The following is a 17,461-nucleotide window of genomic DNA, read 5'->3' on the forward strand; positions in this document are numbered from 1 at the left end:
ATCGGCAAATGTAGCCTGCACTTGGTGGCAAGCGTCTGTTTTTCAAGGGCGCACCGGGACGGTGCAGTGAAACACAAGGTTACAAAGAGAGGTGCGTGGAAATAGGGGCCATATTGCTTTGCAGCAGCGCACCCCCTAAGATGAAAACGTATAAAAATGACAAAAATAACGGGGTCGAAGATGCATCACACGTCGGGCCACTCTCGAAAGGTTAGCCATGCATAAGCTGCCTGTTCTGACGGTCTTCCTACTCGCCGCATTATCGGTGATGACAGCCTTTATCTGCCTTTCCGGCGCGTTCACGCCGCGAGACACCGAGTACGGCAGCGGCAAGGCGGTTTTCAAGCACTACATCATCCCCTACGTTCGCTGACCCAGCCAGGTGAGTCCGGGCGACCGCCCGCGCGGCTGCCCTCCTCACCCCCTGACTCCATCGATCTGGCGCCGGTCGCGCTTGGTCGGCCGGCCCTGCAAGCGCGACGCCGGTTCATCGTTGAGCCGCCTGTTCTCCGCGTCTTGGCGCCGGCGCGCCTCGCTGGCCTCGGTTTCCGCATAGAGTGTCTGGGCGACGGTTGCCGGACCGCGGGCTCCTGCAACGCCCTTTACCACCACTTCCCAGCGTTGCTGGTGCGCCTCCAGTACGACCGTGTCGCCCGGCTTGACCTCGCGCGAATTCTTGCAGGCCTGGCCATTGACCTGGACCTTGCCCCGCTCCACCGCCTCGGCCGCCAGCGAGCGCGTCTTGAAGAATCGCGCGCACCACAGCCATTTATCGATGCGCAGGCGGGCATCGGCCTCAAAAGATACGTTCATACCTTCACCTCCATGCCATTGCTCCCGCGCCGCTCATGCCGCCGCACCGCGGGTCTGGGCTTGCGTGCGCCGGGCTTCCAGTTCATGCGGATGGGGCATCCGCAGCGGCCAGCCTTGCAGGTGCTGCAATCCGATCTCCGCGAGCCCGGCGATCCAGCTTTCCGCATCGTTGAGGCAAGGAATGTAGTGGAATACCTTGCCGCCAGCCACCTGGAACGCGGACCGCCCTTCCATGGCGATCTCTTCCAGCGTTTCGAGGCAGTCCGCCGGGAAGCCGGGACAAAACACGTCGACCCGGCCGGTACCGACCTTGCCTAGCTCTTGCAGGGTAGGCGCGGTATAGGGCTGCAGCCACTCCGCCTTGCCGAAGCGCGACTGGAACGTGACCTGGTACTGCCCCGGCGGCAAACCCAGCGCCTCGCCCAGCAGGCGCCCGGTTTTCAGGCATTCGCAGTGGTAGGGATCGCCCAGTTCCAGCGTCCTGCGCGGCACCCCGTGAAACGACAGGATCAGCTTGTCGCCACGCGCGAAATCCGGTGTGCCGTGTTGCGCCCAGTATGCCCCGACCTGCTGGTGCAAAGCCGCAATGTACGCCGGATGGTCGTGAAAATGCTTGACCAGCCGCAGCTCCGGCTGGTTTCGCCACGCCTTGAGCACACGAAACGCCTCGTCGAAGGCGGTCGCGGTGGTGGTGCCTGAATATTGCGGGTACAGGGGCAGCAGCAGGATGCGCTCGGTCCCCTGGCGCCGCAGCGCCTCCAGCACCGAGCCGATCGAGGGGTTGCCATAACGCATGGCGCACGCCACGGTAACTTCGTGGCCAAGCTGGTTGAGCAACAACTGCAAGGCGTGGGCCTGGCGCTCGGTGTGCACCAGCAGCGGCGACCCCGTCATATGGGCTTCGCGCAGCCAGATCGATTCGTACTTCATCGCCGACGCACGCGAGCGCAGCGGCAGGATGAGGCCATACAGGATCGGCAGCCATGCGGCGCGGGGAATCTCCACGACGCGCGGATCCGACAGGAACTGCTTGAGGTAGCTGCCGACCGCTTTAGGCGTCGGCGCATCGGGTGTGCCGAGGTTGATCAGCAGGATCGCCGTACGCGGCGCCTGGCCATGCTGATAGGCCGGCTCGGGAGTAAACGTCATGTAATTTCCGGTGTGGCGGAGCGGCACGGGCACAGGGCGCGCGGCCGCCAGGTCTCGCCGAGCTTACAGGATGAACGGAACAGGCAGTCTGTGAGACCGGGCCAGGACGACACTAGTTCTGGCTGAGCGCGCTGGACAACAGGCGCGCGGTGATGTCGACGATCGGGATCACCCGCTCGTAGGCCATGCGGGTCGGCCCGATCACCCCGAGCGTGCCGACGATCTGGCCGTCGACTTCATAGGGCGCGGTGATGACCGCCATGTCTTCCAGCGGCACCAGCTTGCTCTCGCCGCCGATGAAGATCTGCACGCCCTGGGCGTGGCTGGAGACATCGAGCAGCTTGAGCAGGCCGGTCTTGTGCTCGAACACGTCGAACAGCTTGCGCAGTTTTTCCATGCTGGAGGAAAGATCCTCCACTTCGAGCAACTTGCGCTCGCCCGAGATAAAGACGTGATCGTCCTCTTCCTCGGCCATGGCGTTGCTGCCCGCCTCCACCGCGGCCTGCATCAGTTGCGACATATCCATGCGCAGCGCCTGCAGTTCGCCGCGCAGGTGGTCGCGCACATTGTCGAAGCTCATGCCGGCAAAGTGCGAGTTGATGAAATTGGCCGCCTCGACCAGTTGCGACGGGGAATATGGCAGTTCGGTCTGGATGATGCGGTTCTGCACATCGCCCTCCGGCGTGACGATGATCAGCAGAATGCGCTTGTCCGAGAGCCGCATGAATTCCACCTGGCGGAACGCCTGGGCACGGCGCGGGGTCATCACCACGCCGGCGAACTGCGACAGGTTGGACAAGGTATGAGCCGCCGAGGTGATCATCCGCTGCGGCCCAAGCTGCTGGCCGCGCAACTGGCCCTGGATCTTGCCCGTCAGTTCAGCGAGGTTGAGCGCGCCATCCAGCGGCTGGGCGGTCAGCATGGTGTCGACGAACAAGCGATAACCCCGCGGCGTCGGAATGCGCCCGGCCGAGGTATGCGGGCTGGCAATGAACCCCATCTCCTCCAGATCCGACATCACATTGCGGATGGTGGCAGGGGACAGATCGAGCCCGGAGTACTTCGACAAGGTCCGTGAGCCCACGGGTTGTCCCTCGGCGATATAGCGCTCGATCAGGGTTTTGAGAAGCGTTTTTGCACGTTCATCCATGATGTTCCCGATTTTACGCAAGTTTACGCCGTTCGGGCGGCTCATCCGTGTTCCGGCCCAGCCGCAGGTGCCCATCTGCTGACAATGGTCGCGGCGGTATGGTCTAATCCCGGCATGTCTTCGCTCCCCACGCCCGGCGCCGCGCGCGCGCCCTTTCGCACCGTCGCCCTGATCGGCAGGTACGCCACCGCCGGCATCGAGGGCCCGCTGGAGGATCTGGCCGCCTGCATCCTCCGGAACGGCCAGGATGTGGTGTTCGAGCGCGAAACCGCGATGGCTACCGGGCTGACCGACTATCCGGCGCTGGCGCCGGACGAGATCGGCAAGCATGCCGATGTGGCGGTGGTACTCGGCGGCGACGGTACCTTGCTGGGCCTGGCGCGCCAGCTGGCCGGCTACCCGGTGCCGCTGATCGGCGTGAACCACGGGCGCCTCGGCTTCATGACCGACATCCCGTTGCAAGACGTGCATTCGGTGCTGCCCGACATGCTTGCAGGCCGCTACGAGTCGGAGACCCGCATGCTGCTGGAGTCGCAGGTGGTACGCGACGACGGCGTGATCTTTTCCGCGCTGGCCTTCAATGACGTCGTGGTCAACCGTTCCGGCATCTCCGGCATGGTCGAACTGGCGGTCTCCGTGGATGGCCACTTCATGTACAACCAGCGTTCGGACGGCCTGATCGTCTCGACGCCGACCGGCTCGACCGCCTATGCGCTGTCGGCGGGCGGCCCGATCCTGCACCCCACCCTGTCGGGGCTGGTGCTGGTGCCGATTGCCCCGCATGCGCTGTCCAACCGCCCGATCGTCCTGCCGCATGACGCCGAAGTCTCGATCGAGGTGGCCACGGCGCGCGACGCGAGCGTCAACTTCGACATGCAGTCACTGACCTCGCTGCTGCCGGGCGACCGCATTGTGGTTCGCCGGTCGGCCAAGACCGTCAACCTGCTGCATCCGATCGGCTACAACTATTACGCCACGCTGCGCAAGAAGCTGCACTGGCACGAGTACCCGAGCGAAGACAACCGGCTCTGAGCCGCGCCGATCCTGACCGATCCGGCCCAGATCCGCCGCCCCCAAACCGAACCCGCCCCTGACCCCGACCCGTCGCCCACGATGCTGCGCAGCCTGTCCATCCGCGATTTCGTCATCGTCGATACGCTCGACCTCGACTTCTCCCCGGGCTTCACCGTCTTCACCGGCGAGACCGGCGCCGGCAAGTCGATCCTGATCGATGCGCTGGCCCTGGTGCTGGGTGAGCGCGCCGACGCCGGCGTGGTCCGCGAAGGCGCCGCCCGGACCAGCATCAGCGCCACCTTCGCCACCCCCGCCGGGCTCGATGCCTGGCTGGCCGAACACGACCTCACCGGCGACGATGGCACCGTGCTGCTGCGCCGGACCGTCGACGCCGGCGGGCGCAGCAAGGCCTTTATCAATGGCGCCGCCGCCACGCTGGGCCAGTTGCGCGACATCGGCGACCGCCTGGTCGACATCCACGGCCAGCACGCCCACCAGTTGCTGCTGCGCCCGGACGCCCAGCGCCTGCTGCTGGATGCCCATGCCGGCCTTACCGCCCAGGCGGGCGCCGTAGCCGAGGCCTGGCGCTCGTGGCGTGCCTGCGTGCGCCAGCGCGAAACCATCGAGCACCGCTCGCGCGAGATGCAGCTTGAACGCGAACGGCTCGAATGGCAGGTCGGCGAACTCGAGAAGCTGGCACCGCAACCCGGAGAGTGGGAAGACATCCAGGCCGAATACAACCGGTTGTCGCACGCCGCGGGGCTGATCGAGGGCAGCCGCGCAGCACTGGAAGCGCTGTCCGAGGCCGATGGCTCGGTACTGTCGGCACTCAACAGCGTTGTGCAGCGGCTGCGCCAGCTGGCGGGCGTCGATCCCGGCCTGGGCGACGTGCTGGCGGCGCTGGACCCGGCCCTGGTGCAGGTCGAGGAGGCCGCTCACTCGCTCAACCGCTATGTCGACCGGCTCGATCTCGACCCCGAACGCCTGCAACTGGTGGAGGCGCGCATGCAGGCCCTGCACACCACCGCGCGCAAGTACCGGCTGCCGCCTGAGCAACTGCCCGACGAACTGATGGCCCGCCGCCAGCAGCTCGACGACCTCCAGTCCGCCCAGGACCTGAACAAGGCGATGGCGCGCGAGGCCGCAGCCCGAGCCGCTTACCTGACCATCGCCCAGCACCTCGGCGCCGCCCGCAAGGTGGCGGCCGAAAGCCTGTCGGCCGCCGTCACGGACGCCATGCAAGGCCTGTCCATGGCGGGCGGCAGTTTCGCGGTGGCGCTGCACCCGCTCGACGAAGGGCAAAGCCACGGCCTGGAACAAGTCGAATTCCTGGTGGCCGGCCATGCCGGCGTCAGCGCGCGTCCCCTCGCCAAGGTGGCCTCGGGCGGCGAACTTGCCCGTATCAGCCTGGCGATCTCCGTCATTACCAGCGAGGCCGCGCCTACCCCGACCCTGATCTTCGACGAGGTCGACACAGGCATCGGCGGCGCGGTGGCCGAAGTGGTAGGCCGCCGCCTGCAGGAGCTTGGCCGCGCCCGCCAGGTGCTGTGCGTGACCCACCTGCCGCAAGTCGCCGCCCAGGCCGGCGCCCACCTGCTGGTCAGCAAGGAGACCAGCCAGCCCGAAGGCAAGGGCTCGGTCACCCGCTCGCGCATCCGCGCCCTCGACCCGGCCGGCCGCGTGGTCGAGACCGCCCGCATGCTGGGCGGCACCACCGTGACCGCCACCACCGTGCAGCACGCCGAGGAAATGCTCGCGCAAGGCATGCGCGGCGCCGCCGGCACGGCCCGGGAAGCGCGCCGTTCGCGCCGGAGCGCAAGCTGATCGCCCGCGTCCCGCACCGGCCCAGTAACCATCCAGGAGCTTTCCCATGTCAACCGGCAAACTGCCGCACTCCCGCTCAATGGCTCGCCCGCTGCGGATCACCGCCGCCTGCGGCCTGCTGGCACTGCTCGCACTCACCGCTTGCCAGGCGCAGCAGCGCCCCTATGCGCCGGCCAGCAGTATCAGCGCCGACCGCGCCGTGGGCGACATCATGGTGCGCTTCAGCGCGCCGCCGGTGACCGGCTCCGAAGAGGCCGGCCGCCTGCTTGAGTCGATTTCCGGGCCGATCCGTTTCGTCGTCAAGCGGCCGATGTCGGGCGGCGTCTGGCTGGTCACTGCCATTTCGCAATCCGGTGATGCTACGATGGATCAGGCCGTGGCCACGCTGCGAGCCGCTCCCCGCATCGAACTGGCCGAACCGGACCGGGTGCTCAAGCCGAATCGCACCATGCCCATGGGACGCGACATGCCGCCGGGCTGAAGCCGGCGTGCCCGCACTGCGAGCATGGCGGGACGGGCAGGCTCTGTAGTCGGTTTCCCTGACTTGAACGTTGAAGGTTGAATGCTGTAACCGTGGTTCCCGGCGCGATCGCGCTCTTGCAGATTCCGGGGCGCTCCACACGGAAAGCCCCACCGCGGTCAGTCCGACGCGGGCCTAACGGGAGAAGGCAGACATGCAGCAACAGCTTCAGTACCGGTCATGCGGCACAAGACACATAGCGCGCCACGGCGCCCTGCTGCTGGCGCTGGGCGCCGCCCTCTGGCTGGGGGCACCGGCCGCCGCCAGCGCGGGTCCCGACCCCGCCGCGCGCCCGGCGCCGCGCTATAGCGGCAACTTCATCGTACGCTGGCGCGACGGCAGCACCAGCACCGCGAGCAGCGGCGCTGCCGCCAGCGGCCAGCCCGACCGCATGCTGAGCGTTCACCAGAACACTGGCGTGGCGCTCGCGGTCAAGCGCCAGATGGGCGGCAGCCTGCAATTGCTGAGCGTCTCCGCCAGCGATGCCGCCGACCCCGAGGCTACCGCCGCCCGGCTGCGCCAGGATCCCCGCATCGCGGAGGTGGTGCCGGACCGCTGGCTGCACCTGCATGACACGGCACCCAACGATCCCGAATTCGCGCTCAACCAGCCCTATCTCGGCACGCCCGCGCAAGTGGTGGGCGGCGTCAACCTACCGCCGGCATGGGACCGCACCCGCGGCAGCAGCAGCCTCGTGATCGCGGTGCTCGATACCGGCTACCTGCCTCACCCGGACCTGGCCGCGCGCATCGTGCCTGGCTATGACTTCATTACCGACACCAGCATCGCCAATGACGGCGACGGGCGCGACACCGATGCTACCGATGCTGGCGACGGCGTACCGAGCGGATTCACCTGTCCCGGCACATCGGCGCCAACCACCACTGCCACCAACAATAGCTGGCACGGCACCCGCGTGGCGGGGACGCTGGGAGCGCTGACCAACAACGGGGTGAATATCGCCGGCGTGGACTGGAACGCACGCATCCAGCCGGTGCGCGTATCCGGCCGCTGCGGCGCGTTGCTGTCCGACACCGTGGATGGCATGCGGTGGGCCGGCGGCCTCGCCGTGCCCAATGCTCCGGCCAACCCCACCCCCGCGCGCGTGATCAACGTGAGCCTGGGCGGCGGCACCTGCTCCAGCATCGAGCAGCAGGCCGTGAACGACCTCGCTGCCAACGGCGTGATCGTGGTTGCCGCGACCGGCAACAGCGCCAGTGCGGTCGAGGCGCCTGCCGACTGCAGTGGCGTGGTGGCCGTCACGGCCCACGCCAACGACGGCGAGAACGCCAGCTATGCCAATGTGGGACCGCAAGTCTCGCTGAGCGCGCCTGGCGGTGGCTGCGGCAATTCCAAGGTCGTGCAGGGCAGCAACGGCAATACGTGTTCGGTGGCGAATTCCTTTATCCGCACCCTCTCCAATGACGGCACCACGTCGCTTGGCAATTACACGCTCACCAGCTCCCAGGGCACGAGCTTTGCCACGCCGCTGGTGTCGGGCGTGGCTGCGCTGATGCTCGCGGCCAATCCGGCGCTGACACCCGCCCAGCTGCTTGCCACCCTGAAGAGTTCCGCGCGCCCCCACCCTGCAGGCACGTTTTGCACGACCACCACGGGTACCGGCAAATGTGGTGCAGGCCTGCTCGATGCCAACGCCGCCGTCATCGCCGCAACGCAGGTGGCCCAGCCGCCTCCGCCCAGTACGCCCGGCACATCCTCCGGCGGCGGCGGCGGTGGCGGCGGCGGTGCGCTGTCGTGGCCGCTTGCGCTGGGCCTGTGCGTACTTGGCTTGCTGCTGAGCTGGTCCGGACGGCGCCGGCAACCGGCGAAACCGCGCTAAGCGAATGACGCTGTGCCGAGGCCGGGTATCCTGCCTCGGCATGCCTATGCGGCTGACTGGCCGTGACGGCGTTGCCACCACTCCTGCGCCAGCCAAAGCGCCAGGCCGGCCACCGTGCCGGCCGCGTGCGAGATACGCACCACCCCGAAGCCCCACTGCGCGTCGAATACCACCGGCGCGAGCCACGACTGCTCTAGCCAGGTCTTGACCAGCACGCCCAGGCAAAGCACCACCCCAAGCACGCGCGACAAGCCGCTGCCAACCAGCAGGCGCAGACCGCCCCAAAGGGCCAACCCGTGAAGCGCGCCGGACAATCCGCCATACCAGCCCACCGAGGGAGCCCGGCACAGCGCCAGCTGCACCGCTATGCCGCAGGCAACCAGCACCGCCACCATCGCGCCGGCGCGCGCCTCGCGCCCGACCAGCAGCATCAGGCCCACGGCAGCCAGCAGGTCGGCCAGCCAGTGCTGCCAGCCGAGGTGGACCCACATCGCCGTAATCAGGCGCCACCACTGGCCGGCCGCTCCGTGGCCCATGACCGCGTCGCGCAGATAGAGTCCCTGCGCATGCAGCCACGGTACGAAGGTAAAGGCGGCGCTCAGGACGGCAGTCGCCGCCAGCGCGGCCAGCAAAGCTGGCCAGCGCTCGGCGCCGGCCACGGGCGGATTCATTTTCCGGGCTCCGCCGGCTCGCCGAACACCGCCTGCCAGAGCGCGCGGACTTGCGCCGCCTGCGGCGCCACGGCGGCCGGCGCAACACGCGCGTGAACCTGGCCATCCAGGCGCAACTGGTGCTGGCGCGCGCGGAATACGCGATACGCGTCGCCCACTTCGCGCGCCAGCGTGGCATCGATCAGGCCAAGCTCGCCGGCGGTGCGCAGCAGCGCAATATTGCCGGCATTGCGCGTCAGCGCGGGATGGTCGTGGCTGTGCAATAGCACGAGGTATTGCACCGTGAACTCAATGTCGACCATGCCGCCACGGTCGTGCTTGAGGTCGAACAGACCGCCTGGGTTGGGATGTCCCTCGGACACCTTGTGGCGCATGGCGGTGATCTCGCCGCGCAGCGTGGCGGCATCGCGCGGCTGGCGCAGGATCTCGTCGCGCAGGTTTTCGAAGTGCGCGCCGATCGCCGGGTCTCCCGCGCAAAAACGTGCGCGCGTGAGGGCCTGGTGCTCCCACACCCAGGCCGTGTTGTCGCCCTCGCGCTGCTGGTAGCGGCGGAAGCCTTCGAAACTGGTCACCAGCAGCCCCGCCTCGCCATTGGGGCGCAAGCGCGTGTCGACATCGAACAGCGTGCCGGCAGCGGTATGGCTGGTCAGCCAGGTGATCAGCCGGCGCGCGTAGGCGGCATAGACGTCGGGCGCGCGTTCGTGTTCGTCTTCGTAGAGGAAGATGATGTCGAGGTCCGACGCGTAGCCCAGTTCCTTGCCGCCCAGCTTGCCGTAGGCGATCACGGCAAAGCGCGGCTGCTCGGCATGCCGCGTGGCAAGCTGGCGCCAGACGGCCTGCAGGGTCACGTCGAGCATGGCATCGGCCAGGTCCGACAGACGGTCGGCGATCTGCTCTACCGTCAGCATGCCTTGCAGGTCTTGCAGCAGGATGCGGAAAGTCTCGGCGTGATGCTCGCGGCGCAGGATGTCCATTTGCGCTTCGATCTGTCCGTCGGCCGCATCGAGGCGCGCGGCCAGGCGGCTGCGGAATCCGTTCCAGTCGGGCGCGCCGGCCAGCGCATCGCTGTCGAGCAGCTCGTCGAGCAGCTGCGGATGACGGGTGAGATAGGCTGCCGCCCAGCTCGATGCGTGCAACGTGTCGGCCACGCGCGCCATCGCCTGCGGGTATTCCGACAGCAGCGACAGGTAAGACGCGCGGCGGCTGATGGCATCGAGAAAGTCGACAAAGCGCGCGATGGTGCGGTCGGCGTCGTCCTGGCGCGAAGCCAGGTCGAGCGCGCGGTTGACCAGCAGGTCGAAGCGCACCCGGCTCTGCTCCGACAACGCCCGGTAGCGCAGCGAGGCGCCAATGGCGCGCAAGCGGTCAAGCAACGCGTTGCAATCCTGAAAGCCGGCACCCGCCAGGCGCTCGCATGGCGGTTCGTCCTGCTCTTCCTGTATCAACGCCGGCCACAGCGCCTCGCAAGGCGCATGGGCTTCGTCGGGATCGGAGAAGGTGGCTTCGAACTGCTGCGCAACCGGATCCTGTAGCGACGAAAGCCGTTCCAGCAAAGCCGGCCAGTCGGCGCAGCCCATCATGTGCGCCACGGCCAGTTGCTCATCCGCGGCGGTGGGCAGGTGGTGGGTCTGGGCATCGTCGCGATACTGCAGGCGGTGCTCGAGCTGGCGCAGGAAGCGGTAGGCATCGGCCAGTTGCTCGGCCTGGCCGGCAGGCAGCAAGCCATGCTCCACCGCCACCGCCAGGACTTCCAGGGTGGGCCGGATGCGCAGCGCCGGGTCCTGCCCGCCGCGGATCAGCTGGAAGACCTGGGCCATGAACTCGATCTCGCGGATACCGCCGCGGCCCAGCTTGATATTGAAGGCACGCTGGTTCACGCGCTGCCCGCCGCCGGGCGCCGCCAGCCCGCCGCTGCGCTTGGCGGCCTCGGCGCGGATCTGCGCGTGCAGCGAGCGGATTGCGGCAATCACGCCGTAATCGAGGTAACGGCGAAATACGAAGGGCGTGGTGAGGCTGGACAGCTGCGCCGCGGTGCGCTGCGCATGCGGCGTGTCCAGCGCCGACACCACCCGGCCCTTGATCCAGGCGTAACGCTCCCACTCGCGCCCCTGCACCATCAGGTACTGCTCCAGCATGCCGAGGCTGCACGCCAGTGGCCCGGCGTCGCCGTTGGGGCGCAGGCGCATGTCGACGCGGAACACGTAGCCATCGGCGGTCACGTCGGCCAGCAGGTTGATCAGGCGGCGTCCCAGGCGGATGAAGTACTCGTGGTTGGACAGGCTGCGCTGGCCGCCGCGCGTGTCGCCGTCTTCGTCGTACAGGAAGATCAGGTCGATGTCGGACGACACATTGAGTTCGCGGCCGCCGAGCTTGCCCATGCCGACCACCACCAGTTCCTGGATCTCGCCGCTGCTTTCCCCGACAGGCCGGCCGTAGGTCGGCGCCAGGTCCGCATCCAGCATGGCCAGGCCATACTGGATGCCCAGCTCGGCCAGGTCCGTCATCGCGCCAGTGACCTCGCCCAGAGTCGCCAGGCCGCGCAGGTCGCGCTCGATCACCACGCACATCACTTCGGCGCGCAAGCGGCGCAACGCGCGCTTGATGGCCTCATCGACATCGGCCGACGGCTCATGCAGGGCCTTCAGCCGCGCCTCCATCCAGGCCCGCGTCAGCGGCTGCTCGCGCGCGCGCGCAACGATTCCGGCAAGCTCCGGGCGGGCTTGCACCATACGGCGGGTGTAATGCGAATAGGCGGGCGAGTACAATGCCATGCCGGCGCAATCGACCGGCACGAGTTCCGTGGCGGCCACCGTGGCGTACAGGCCCGTGGCCATGTCTGCCACCGCTTGCCTGGCAGCGCTGGAAGTGCTGCCGGGAGCACACTCGCCGGCAGCGCCGGCCTCGGTAGCGGCGGGATTGGGCGCAGCCGTGGAACTCGTCGGATCAGTGGAAGTCATTCCTGTTACTTGGAAGCGCGTGAGCCGGCACTGTGCCGGCCCGCGCGTTATGCACGGCCGGTCAGGCACCGAATTGGAGAGCGCCTAGTATTGTCGGATAATCTGCGCATGTCCAGCCGCGCCACCCCACCCGCCGAGCCCGGCCCCACCACCGGCGGCACGCCGGCGCTCGACGGGGCCGCCGGGGCAGGCTCTACTCNGTGCAGGCTCTACTCCTTTGCAACTTTCCTGGCGGAGCCCGCTGGCATTGGCGCGCGCGCTCGGCCGTGCCCTGCTCGCAGCGTTGCGCCATCCCATGTGGCGCGGCCTGGGCCGCGTCTTGGTACGACTGGCCCTGTCGCTGCTGGTGGTAGCCATGCTGGCCGGCCTGCTGATCCGCTTCGTGCTCTGGCCCGAGGCCTCGGCGGCCCGCACCTGGCTGGAACAGCGCGGCTCGGTGGCGCTGGCGGCCCATTTGAGCATCGGCCAGCTGGACACGTACTGGGACGGCTGGCACCCTGCTTTCCATGCCCGCGAAGTCAAGGCGATCGATACCGAACAGCGTGTGCTGCTGGCGGCCGGCACGCTCGACGGCAAGTTGTCATGGCGATCGTTGTTAAGCATGGACGTGCTGTTCCAGCGAATCTCCGCCAGCCAGACCGACCTGCTGGTACGGCGCTCCGCCGACGGCAAACTCCAGGTAGCCGGGCTGGCCGTGGACACTACCGGCGCCCAGCCGCAAGACAACCGGCTGTTCGACTGGCTGCTGTCCCAGGGCAAGGTCGAACTCACCGACGGCAAGCTGCGCTGGCTCGACGAAAAGAACCACCTGCCCCAGCTCGACGTCGGCAATATCCAGCTCAGCGTGCAGCGCCTGGGTTCGCGCCACCTCCTCAAGCTGGAAGCGCAGTCGGCGACGCTCGCACCCCGCCCCCTTGTGTTGCAGGCGGATTTCCGCCATGACTACCTGCATCGCACCGGCGACTGGCACAACTGGCACGGGCAGGCCAGCTGGGACCTCGGCCGGCTTGAGCTGCCGGTACTGCAACGCTACACGGCGATCTTCGAGCGGGTCGCGCGCGGCACCTTCAGCACCGACGGCACGATCGAATTCCGCGGCGGCCAGGTCACCCGCAGCCAGGCGAGGCTGCGCGCCAATGGCGTGGACCTGAAACTGGCCGGCGCGCCCGAACCACTCAAGCTGGCCAGCGCCCAGGCCTTCGTCCTGCACCGCGCCGGCCGCGACCGCGACAACATCCTCACCATCGACACCCTGCTGTGGCAGCCCGAACCCGCCGAGGGTCCGGCCGTGCCGCTGGCGCGGCAAGACCAGCCTGCCCCCGCGGCGTCGGCTGCCGCGGCCGAGGCAAGCGCCGCCGCCAGCATGGCGAGCGGAGAAAGCGCCTGGCGCGAAGGCATGCGCAAGGTGGTGGTGGGCTGGGCCACCGACAGCAAAGACCAGTTGCGCAAGTTCACGCTGAAGGCGCCCACGTTCGACCTGAACACCGTGCGCGCGCTGGCCACCTCTCTGCCGCTCGACACCGCCTTGTCGCGCCAGCTGCGCGCGCTCCAGCCCTCCGGCCATATCGACAACCTGGACGTGAACTGGACCCGCGATCGCCAGGGCATACTCAGCCGCCGCGACGGCCAGCGCCACTTCAACGTGCAGGGCACGCTGCGCAACGTCTCGGTGCTGAGCCAGCCCGCAAACCCGCCGGCAGGTGCCAGCGGCAAGCCCCACCTGGGCGTGCCAGGCTTTTCGCGGCTCTCCGGCAGCTTCAGTTTCGACGAACGGCAGGGCAGCGCCCGCTTCGAAGGCAGCAATGCCGCCCTGGTGTTCCCCGGCATGTTCGACGAGCCACGCCTGCCCTTCGACCAGATCAGCGGCGAAGTGCGCTGGACCAGCGACAACGGCAAGCTGGCGGTGCGCACCGACGGCGTGCAGTTTGCCAACGCGGATACCGCAGGCAGCGTGCGTGGTACCTGGCATGCCGGCGGCGACGGGCACGGCGGCATTGCCGATCTCACTGGCGAACTGGTGCGCGCCCAGGTCAACCGGGTGCCGCGCTACCTGCCCACGGGCATCCCCGCCGCGACACGCCAGTACCTGGCGGGCGCCCTGGTGACGGGCGAAGCCAGCGACGTCAAGTTCCTGCTCAAGGGCGATCTGGAACACTTCCCCTTCCACAGCCCGCACGAAGGCGCCGGCGACTTCCGGGTCGAGGTGCCGATCCAGCATGTCAGCTACCAGATCGCGCCCCACCTGAGCGCGGCGCCGGGCAGCGCCGCCAGCGCCAGCAACGACGGCAAGGCGTGGCCGAACTTCACCGACATCAGCGGCCGCTTGCTGTTCGAACGCGGCGGACTGTCCTTCGTGGCGCAGCGTGCCGCCGTGCAAGGCGTTGCCGGCGTCACGCTGCAGGATGTCAACGGCCGCATCGCCGACCTGGCGGATCACGGCCGCCTGGTGCTGGACGGCAGCGCCAGCGGAGCGATGACGGGCTTCCTGCGCTTCGTGGCCGCCAGCCCGGTACGCGACTGGACCGGCCAGGTGACCAGCGACATGCGCGCCCAGGGCAATGGCGAGCTGCGCCTCAAGCTGGATCTTCCCCTCACCGCGGCGCAGGACGCCAAGGTCGATGGCCAGTTCCGGCTACCGGGCAACGATGTGGTGCTCACCCCGCAATTGCCCGTGCTGGCGGGCACCACCGGCGTCGTCGCCTTCAACGAGCACGGCTTCCAGCTCAACGATCTGCGCGCCCGTTTCCTCGGCGGCGAGATTCGCGCCAGCGGCGGCAGCCAGGCGGACGGCACGGTACGCGTCAATGCCGGCGGCAATGCCAGCGCCCAGGGCATGCGCGAGGCGCTCACCGGCTCGCCGATGGCCGGCCTGGCGCAGAAACTGGAAGGCAATACCGCCTATAGCGCGGTGATCGGGGTGCGCGAGCATCAGCCGCAGATCACGGTCACTTCGGAACTGACCGGCCTGGCGGTGGGCATGCCTGCCCCGCTGGCCAAGAGCGCCAGCCAGGCCTTGCCCTTGCGCTTTGAGCTCCGGCCCGCCGCGGCCCGCGCCGGCAGCGAGGAGATGCTCGTGCAGTACGGCAACGTGCTCAATGCGCGCTATCTTCTGCGCCGCAACGCCGATGGCATGGAAGTGCAGTCCGGCGGCATCGGCGTCGAACAGCCGGCGCCGCAACCGGCCAGCGGCGTCGTGGCGGCGCTGACCGCCGGCCGCTTCGACCTCGACGCCTGGCATGGCCTGCTCACGGATAGCGGCAAGGCCGGCGCCGGCGCGGTTACCGTGCCCTCCGCGTTCATGCCGGAGAAGTTCTCCGCGCGGGTGCGCGCGCTGCAGGCCTATGGCCGGCAACTCGACGATGTCGTGCTGGAGGCCAGCCGCGAGAGCGCCGGCTGGACCGTTCAGATCGATTCTCGCCAGATCGCGGGCAACCTGCGCTGGCATAGCGATGCAGCCACGCCGGCAGGGGCGCTGACGCTGCGTCTTTCGCGCCTGAATATCCCCGACACCACCGATGCGGGCAACGTTGCCGAGACGCTGGCGGACAATACGAGCAGCGAGTTGCCAGCGATTGACCTGGTGGCCGATCGCTTCGAACTGCACGGCCGCGATTTCGGCAAGCTGGAGGTCAAGGCGCACTCCGGCGAAAGCGGCGGCGCGCCGGCATGGACGCTGGAGCGCCTTGTCATCGAACAACCCGGCGCCACCTTCACCGGCAGCGGCAGCTGGCGCATGCCGCGCCGGCTGCGCGAAGGGGCCGATGCGGAGCGCCGCACGCGGCTCGATTTCAAGCTCGATGTCCGCAACGGCGGCCAGGTGCTTGAACGCATGGGCCTGCCGCACATCCTGGCCGACGGCCACGGCACCTTCGAGGGCCGGGTGGCTTGGCGCGGTTCGCCGATGTCAATCGACTACCCCACTCTGACGGGCCAGATGAAGCTCAAGCTGGAGAATGGCCAGATCCTCAGCGTGGATCCGGGCGCGGCCAAGCTGCTGGGCGTGCTCAGCCTGCAGGGCCTGATGCGGCTGGCCACCTTCGACTTCCGCGGCGTGGCGGGCCAGGGCATGGTGTTCGACGAGATCACGGGCACCGGTACCATCGAGAGCGGCGTGGCCAGCACCAAGGACTTCGCGCTCAAGGGTGCGCAACTGCGGGCCTCGATGACGGGCAGCGCGAATATCCCGCGCGAGACGCAGGACCTCGATGTGACGGTGGTGCCGCGCATCAACGCCACGTCCGCCTCGGTGGCGGCAGCCTTTATCAATCCGGCGCTGGGCATTGGCACGCTGGCTGCCCAGCTGATGTTCGCCGATGAATTCTCCAAGGCCTTTAGCCGCCGGTACCGCATCAGCGGCGGCTGGGCGAACCCGCAGATTACCAAAGTGGGGGAGAATAGGGCCGACACGCCCCCTGTGCAGGGCCCGTCGAATCGCGTCTACCCGGCACCATGACCGACCCGTTTGCTTGAACGGCCAAGGCCCGGGTCCAATGCGATCGCCGATGCCCGGCAAGCCCGGCTGCGCCGCCGCCAGGATCTGGCCGAGCCGCACGGATGGGGCGGATCCGCTCCCCTGCAGCCGCCGCCAGCCAAGGAAACCGCTTCATGACCGCAACCGCCTCCGCCCAAGCCGCCAGCGCGGCACCATTTCGCGTCGCTGCGATCCAGACAGTCAGCGGTGTCTCGCCAGAGGCCAACCTGGCCCGCGCCGAAGCGCTGATCGCGCAAGCGGCGCAGGGCGGCGCCGAACTGGTGCTGCTGCCGGAGTACTTCTGCATGATGGGACTGCGCGAAAGCGACAAGGTCGCCATCCGCGAGCGCGACGGCGACGGTCCGATCCAGGCCTTCCTGGCCGGCGCCGCGCGCCGCCACCGCATCTGGCTGGTAGGCGGCACCTTGCCCTTGTGGTGCGAGGACGAGGCACGCGTCTACAACACCTCGCTCGCCTACGACCCGCGCGGCGAACGCGTGGCGCGCTACGACAAGATTCACCTGTTCGGCTTTACGCGGGGCACCGAAAGCTACGACGAATCTCGTACCATCCTGGCCGGCAATACCCCGGCCAGCTTCGAGGCGCCCTGTGGCCGCGTCGCCATGTCGGTCTGCTACGACCTGCGCTTTCCGGAACTCTATCGCCAGCTCGCCGCCGCTGGCGGCGGCACCAGCTTGATTTTGATGCCGGCCGCCTTCACCTACACCACCGGCCAGGCGCACTGGGAAATCCTGCTGCGTGCCCGCGCCATTGAAAACCAGTGCTATGTGCTGGCCGCGGCACAGGGCGGGAAGCACGAGAACGGCCGCCGCACCTGGGGCCACTCGATGCTGATCGATCCCTGGGGCGAGGTGATGGCGGTGCTGCCGGAAGGCGAAGGCGTGGTGAGCGGACTGATCGATCCCGCGCGCCTGGACGAAGTGAGGCAGAACCTGCCTGCGCTGCGCCATCGGGTGCTGTAGCATGTACAACCAGACAAGGCCGGCTCCCCGGAGCCGCCAACATCCCCAGATTTCCACGCGGCGGCGCCT

General features: G+C 68.3%; 12 protein-coding genes. 7 read left to right on the plus strand and 5 right to left on the minus strand.

Annotated elements, in window-relative coordinates; all coding sequences use genetic code 11:
- Positions 1-217 precede the first annotated feature (217 nt).
- Complete coding sequence (locus tag CF70_RS37005) at positions 218-373, plus strand: hypothetical protein (RefSeq protein WP_035868505.1); 156 nt, start codon at positions 218-220, stop codon at positions 371-373.
- Positions 374-417: 44 nt separating this feature from the next.
- Here CF70_RS37005 and CF70_RS20115 read toward each other — a convergent pair whose 3' ends face one another.
- The 3 genes from CF70_RS20115 to hrcA form a co-directional block, all read right to left on the minus strand.
- The gene (locus CF70_RS20115) at positions 418-813 is read right to left on the minus strand and encodes an RNA-binding S4 domain-containing protein (RefSeq protein ID WP_035868507.1); all 396 of its coding nucleotides are present in this window, start codon (positions 811-813) and stop codon (positions 418-420) included.
- Between the two features lie 33 nt (positions 814-846).
- Positions 847-1,962, minus strand: coding sequence for a ferrochelatase (gene hemH / locus CF70_RS20120; RefSeq protein WP_035868509.1), 1,116 nt, complete (start codon positions 1,960-1,962; stop codon positions 847-849).
- A gap of 112 nt (positions 1,963-2,074) precedes the next feature.
- A complete protein-coding gene (gene hrcA, locus CF70_RS20125; RefSeq protein WP_035868786.1) occupies positions 2,075-3,112 on the minus strand; it encodes a heat-inducible transcriptional repressor HrcA in 1,038 nt (345 codons plus the stop codon).
- Positions 3,113-3,226: 114 nt separating this feature from the next.
- Here hrcA and CF70_RS20130 point away from each other — a divergent pair, with 114 nt between their 5' ends.
- The 4 genes from CF70_RS20130 (at position 3,227) to CF70_RS20145 (ending at position 8,310) form a co-directional block, all read left to right on the plus strand.
- Positions 3,227-4,144 (plus strand): NAD kinase, encoded by a 918-nt coding sequence (locus CF70_RS20130; protein WP_035868511.1) that lies wholly within the window; start codon positions 3,227-3,229, stop codon positions 4,142-4,144.
- Between the two features lie 81 nt (positions 4,145-4,225).
- Positions 4,226-5,950, plus strand: coding sequence for a DNA repair protein RecN (recN, locus tag CF70_RS20135; protein WP_035868513.1), 1,725 nt, complete (start codon positions 4,226-4,228; stop codon positions 5,948-5,950).
- Positions 5,951-5,996: 46 nt separating this feature from the next.
- Positions 5,997-6,431 (plus strand): hypothetical protein, encoded by a 435-nt coding sequence (locus tag CF70_RS20140; RefSeq protein WP_035868517.1) that lies wholly within the window; start codon positions 5,997-5,999, stop codon positions 6,429-6,431.
- Between the two features lie 193 nt (positions 6,432-6,624).
- The gene (locus tag CF70_RS20145) at positions 6,625-8,310 is read left to right on the plus strand and encodes a S8 family peptidase (protein ID WP_035868520.1); all 1,686 of its coding nucleotides are present in this window, start codon (positions 6,625-6,627) and stop codon (positions 8,308-8,310) included.
- 44 nt (positions 8,311-8,354) lie between these two features.
- On the opposite strand, the gene rrtA is transcribed toward CF70_RS20145, so the two are convergent.
- Together rrtA and glnE are read right to left on the minus strand one after the other, a co-directional pair.
- The gene (gene rrtA / locus CF70_RS20150; RefSeq protein ID WP_051648685.1) at positions 8,355-8,981 is read right to left on the minus strand and encodes a rhombosortase; all 627 of its coding nucleotides are present in this window, start codon (positions 8,979-8,981) and stop codon (positions 8,355-8,357) included.
- Positions 8,978-11,815 carry a bifunctional [glutamate--ammonia ligase]-adenylyl-L-tyrosine phosphorylase/[glutamate--ammonia-ligase] adenylyltransferase gene (glnE, locus tag CF70_RS20155; protein ID WP_414629466.1) on the minus strand — a complete coding sequence of 946 codons (2,838 nt, stop codon included), beginning with the start codon at positions 11,813-11,815 and terminating at the stop codon, positions 8,978-8,980. Before glnE ends, rrtA begins: the two co-directional genes overlap by 4 nt.
- Positions 11,816-12,155: 340 nt before the next feature.
- On the opposite strand from glnE, the gene CF70_RS20160 reads away from it, so the two are divergent.
- Complete coding sequence (locus tag CF70_RS20160; RefSeq protein ID WP_051648687.1) at positions 12,156-16,391, plus strand: YhdP family protein; 4,236 nt, start codon at positions 12,156-12,158, stop codon at positions 16,389-16,391.
- Between the two features lie 152 nt (positions 16,392-16,543).
- Positions 16,544-17,392, plus strand: a complete 849-nt coding sequence (locus tag CF70_RS20165; RefSeq protein ID WP_035868525.1) for a carbon-nitrogen hydrolase family protein — start codon at positions 16,544-16,546, stop codon at positions 17,390-17,392.
- Positions 17,393-17,461 lie beyond the last annotated feature (69 nt).

Origin of the sequence: Cupriavidus sp. SK-3, from assembly GCF_000611145.1 — a bacterium.
In the GTDB taxonomy this organism is placed as follows: Bacteria; Pseudomonadota; Gammaproteobacteria; order Burkholderiales; family Burkholderiaceae; genus Cupriavidus.

Excerpts from the sequence above, each read along its gene's own strand:
- CF70_RS37005 (WP_035868505.1), top strand. The coding sequence starts at position 218 with ATGCATAAGCTGCCTGTTCTGACGGTCTTCCTACTCGCCGCATTATCG.
- CF70_RS20115 (WP_035868507.1), bottom strand. The coding sequence starts at position 813 with ATGAACGTATCTTTTGAGGCCGATGCCCGCCTGCGCATCGATAAATGG.
- hemH (WP_035868509.1), bottom strand. The coding sequence starts at position 1,962 with ATGACGTTTACTCCCGAGCCGGCCTATCAGCATGGCCAGGCGCCGCGT.
- hrcA (WP_035868786.1), bottom strand. The coding sequence starts at position 3,112 with ATGGATGAACGTGCAAAAACGCTTCTCAAAACCCTGATCGAGCGCTAT.
- CF70_RS20130 (WP_035868511.1), top strand. The coding sequence starts at position 3,227 with ATGTCTTCGCTCCCCACGCCCGGCGCCGCGCGCGCGCCCTTTCGCACC.
- recN (WP_035868513.1), top strand. The coding sequence starts at position 4,226 with ATGCTGCGCAGCCTGTCCATCCGCGATTTCGTCATCGTCGATACGCTC.
- CF70_RS20140 (WP_035868517.1), top strand. The coding sequence starts at position 5,997 with ATGTCAACCGGCAAACTGCCGCACTCCCGCTCAATGGCTCGCCCGCTG.
- CF70_RS20145 (WP_035868520.1), top strand. The coding sequence starts at position 6,625 with ATGCAGCAACAGCTTCAGTACCGGTCATGCGGCACAAGACACATAGCG.
- rrtA (WP_051648685.1), bottom strand. The coding sequence starts at position 8,981 with ATGAATCCGCCCGTGGCCGGCGCCGAGCGCTGGCCAGCTTTGCTGGCC.
- glnE (WP_414629466.1), bottom strand. The coding sequence starts at position 11,815 with ATGGCCACGGGCCTGTACGCCACGGTGGCCGCCACGGAACTCGTGCCG.
- CF70_RS20165 (WP_035868525.1), top strand. The coding sequence starts at position 16,544 with ATGACCGCAACCGCCTCCGCCCAAGCCGCCAGCGCGGCACCATTTCGC.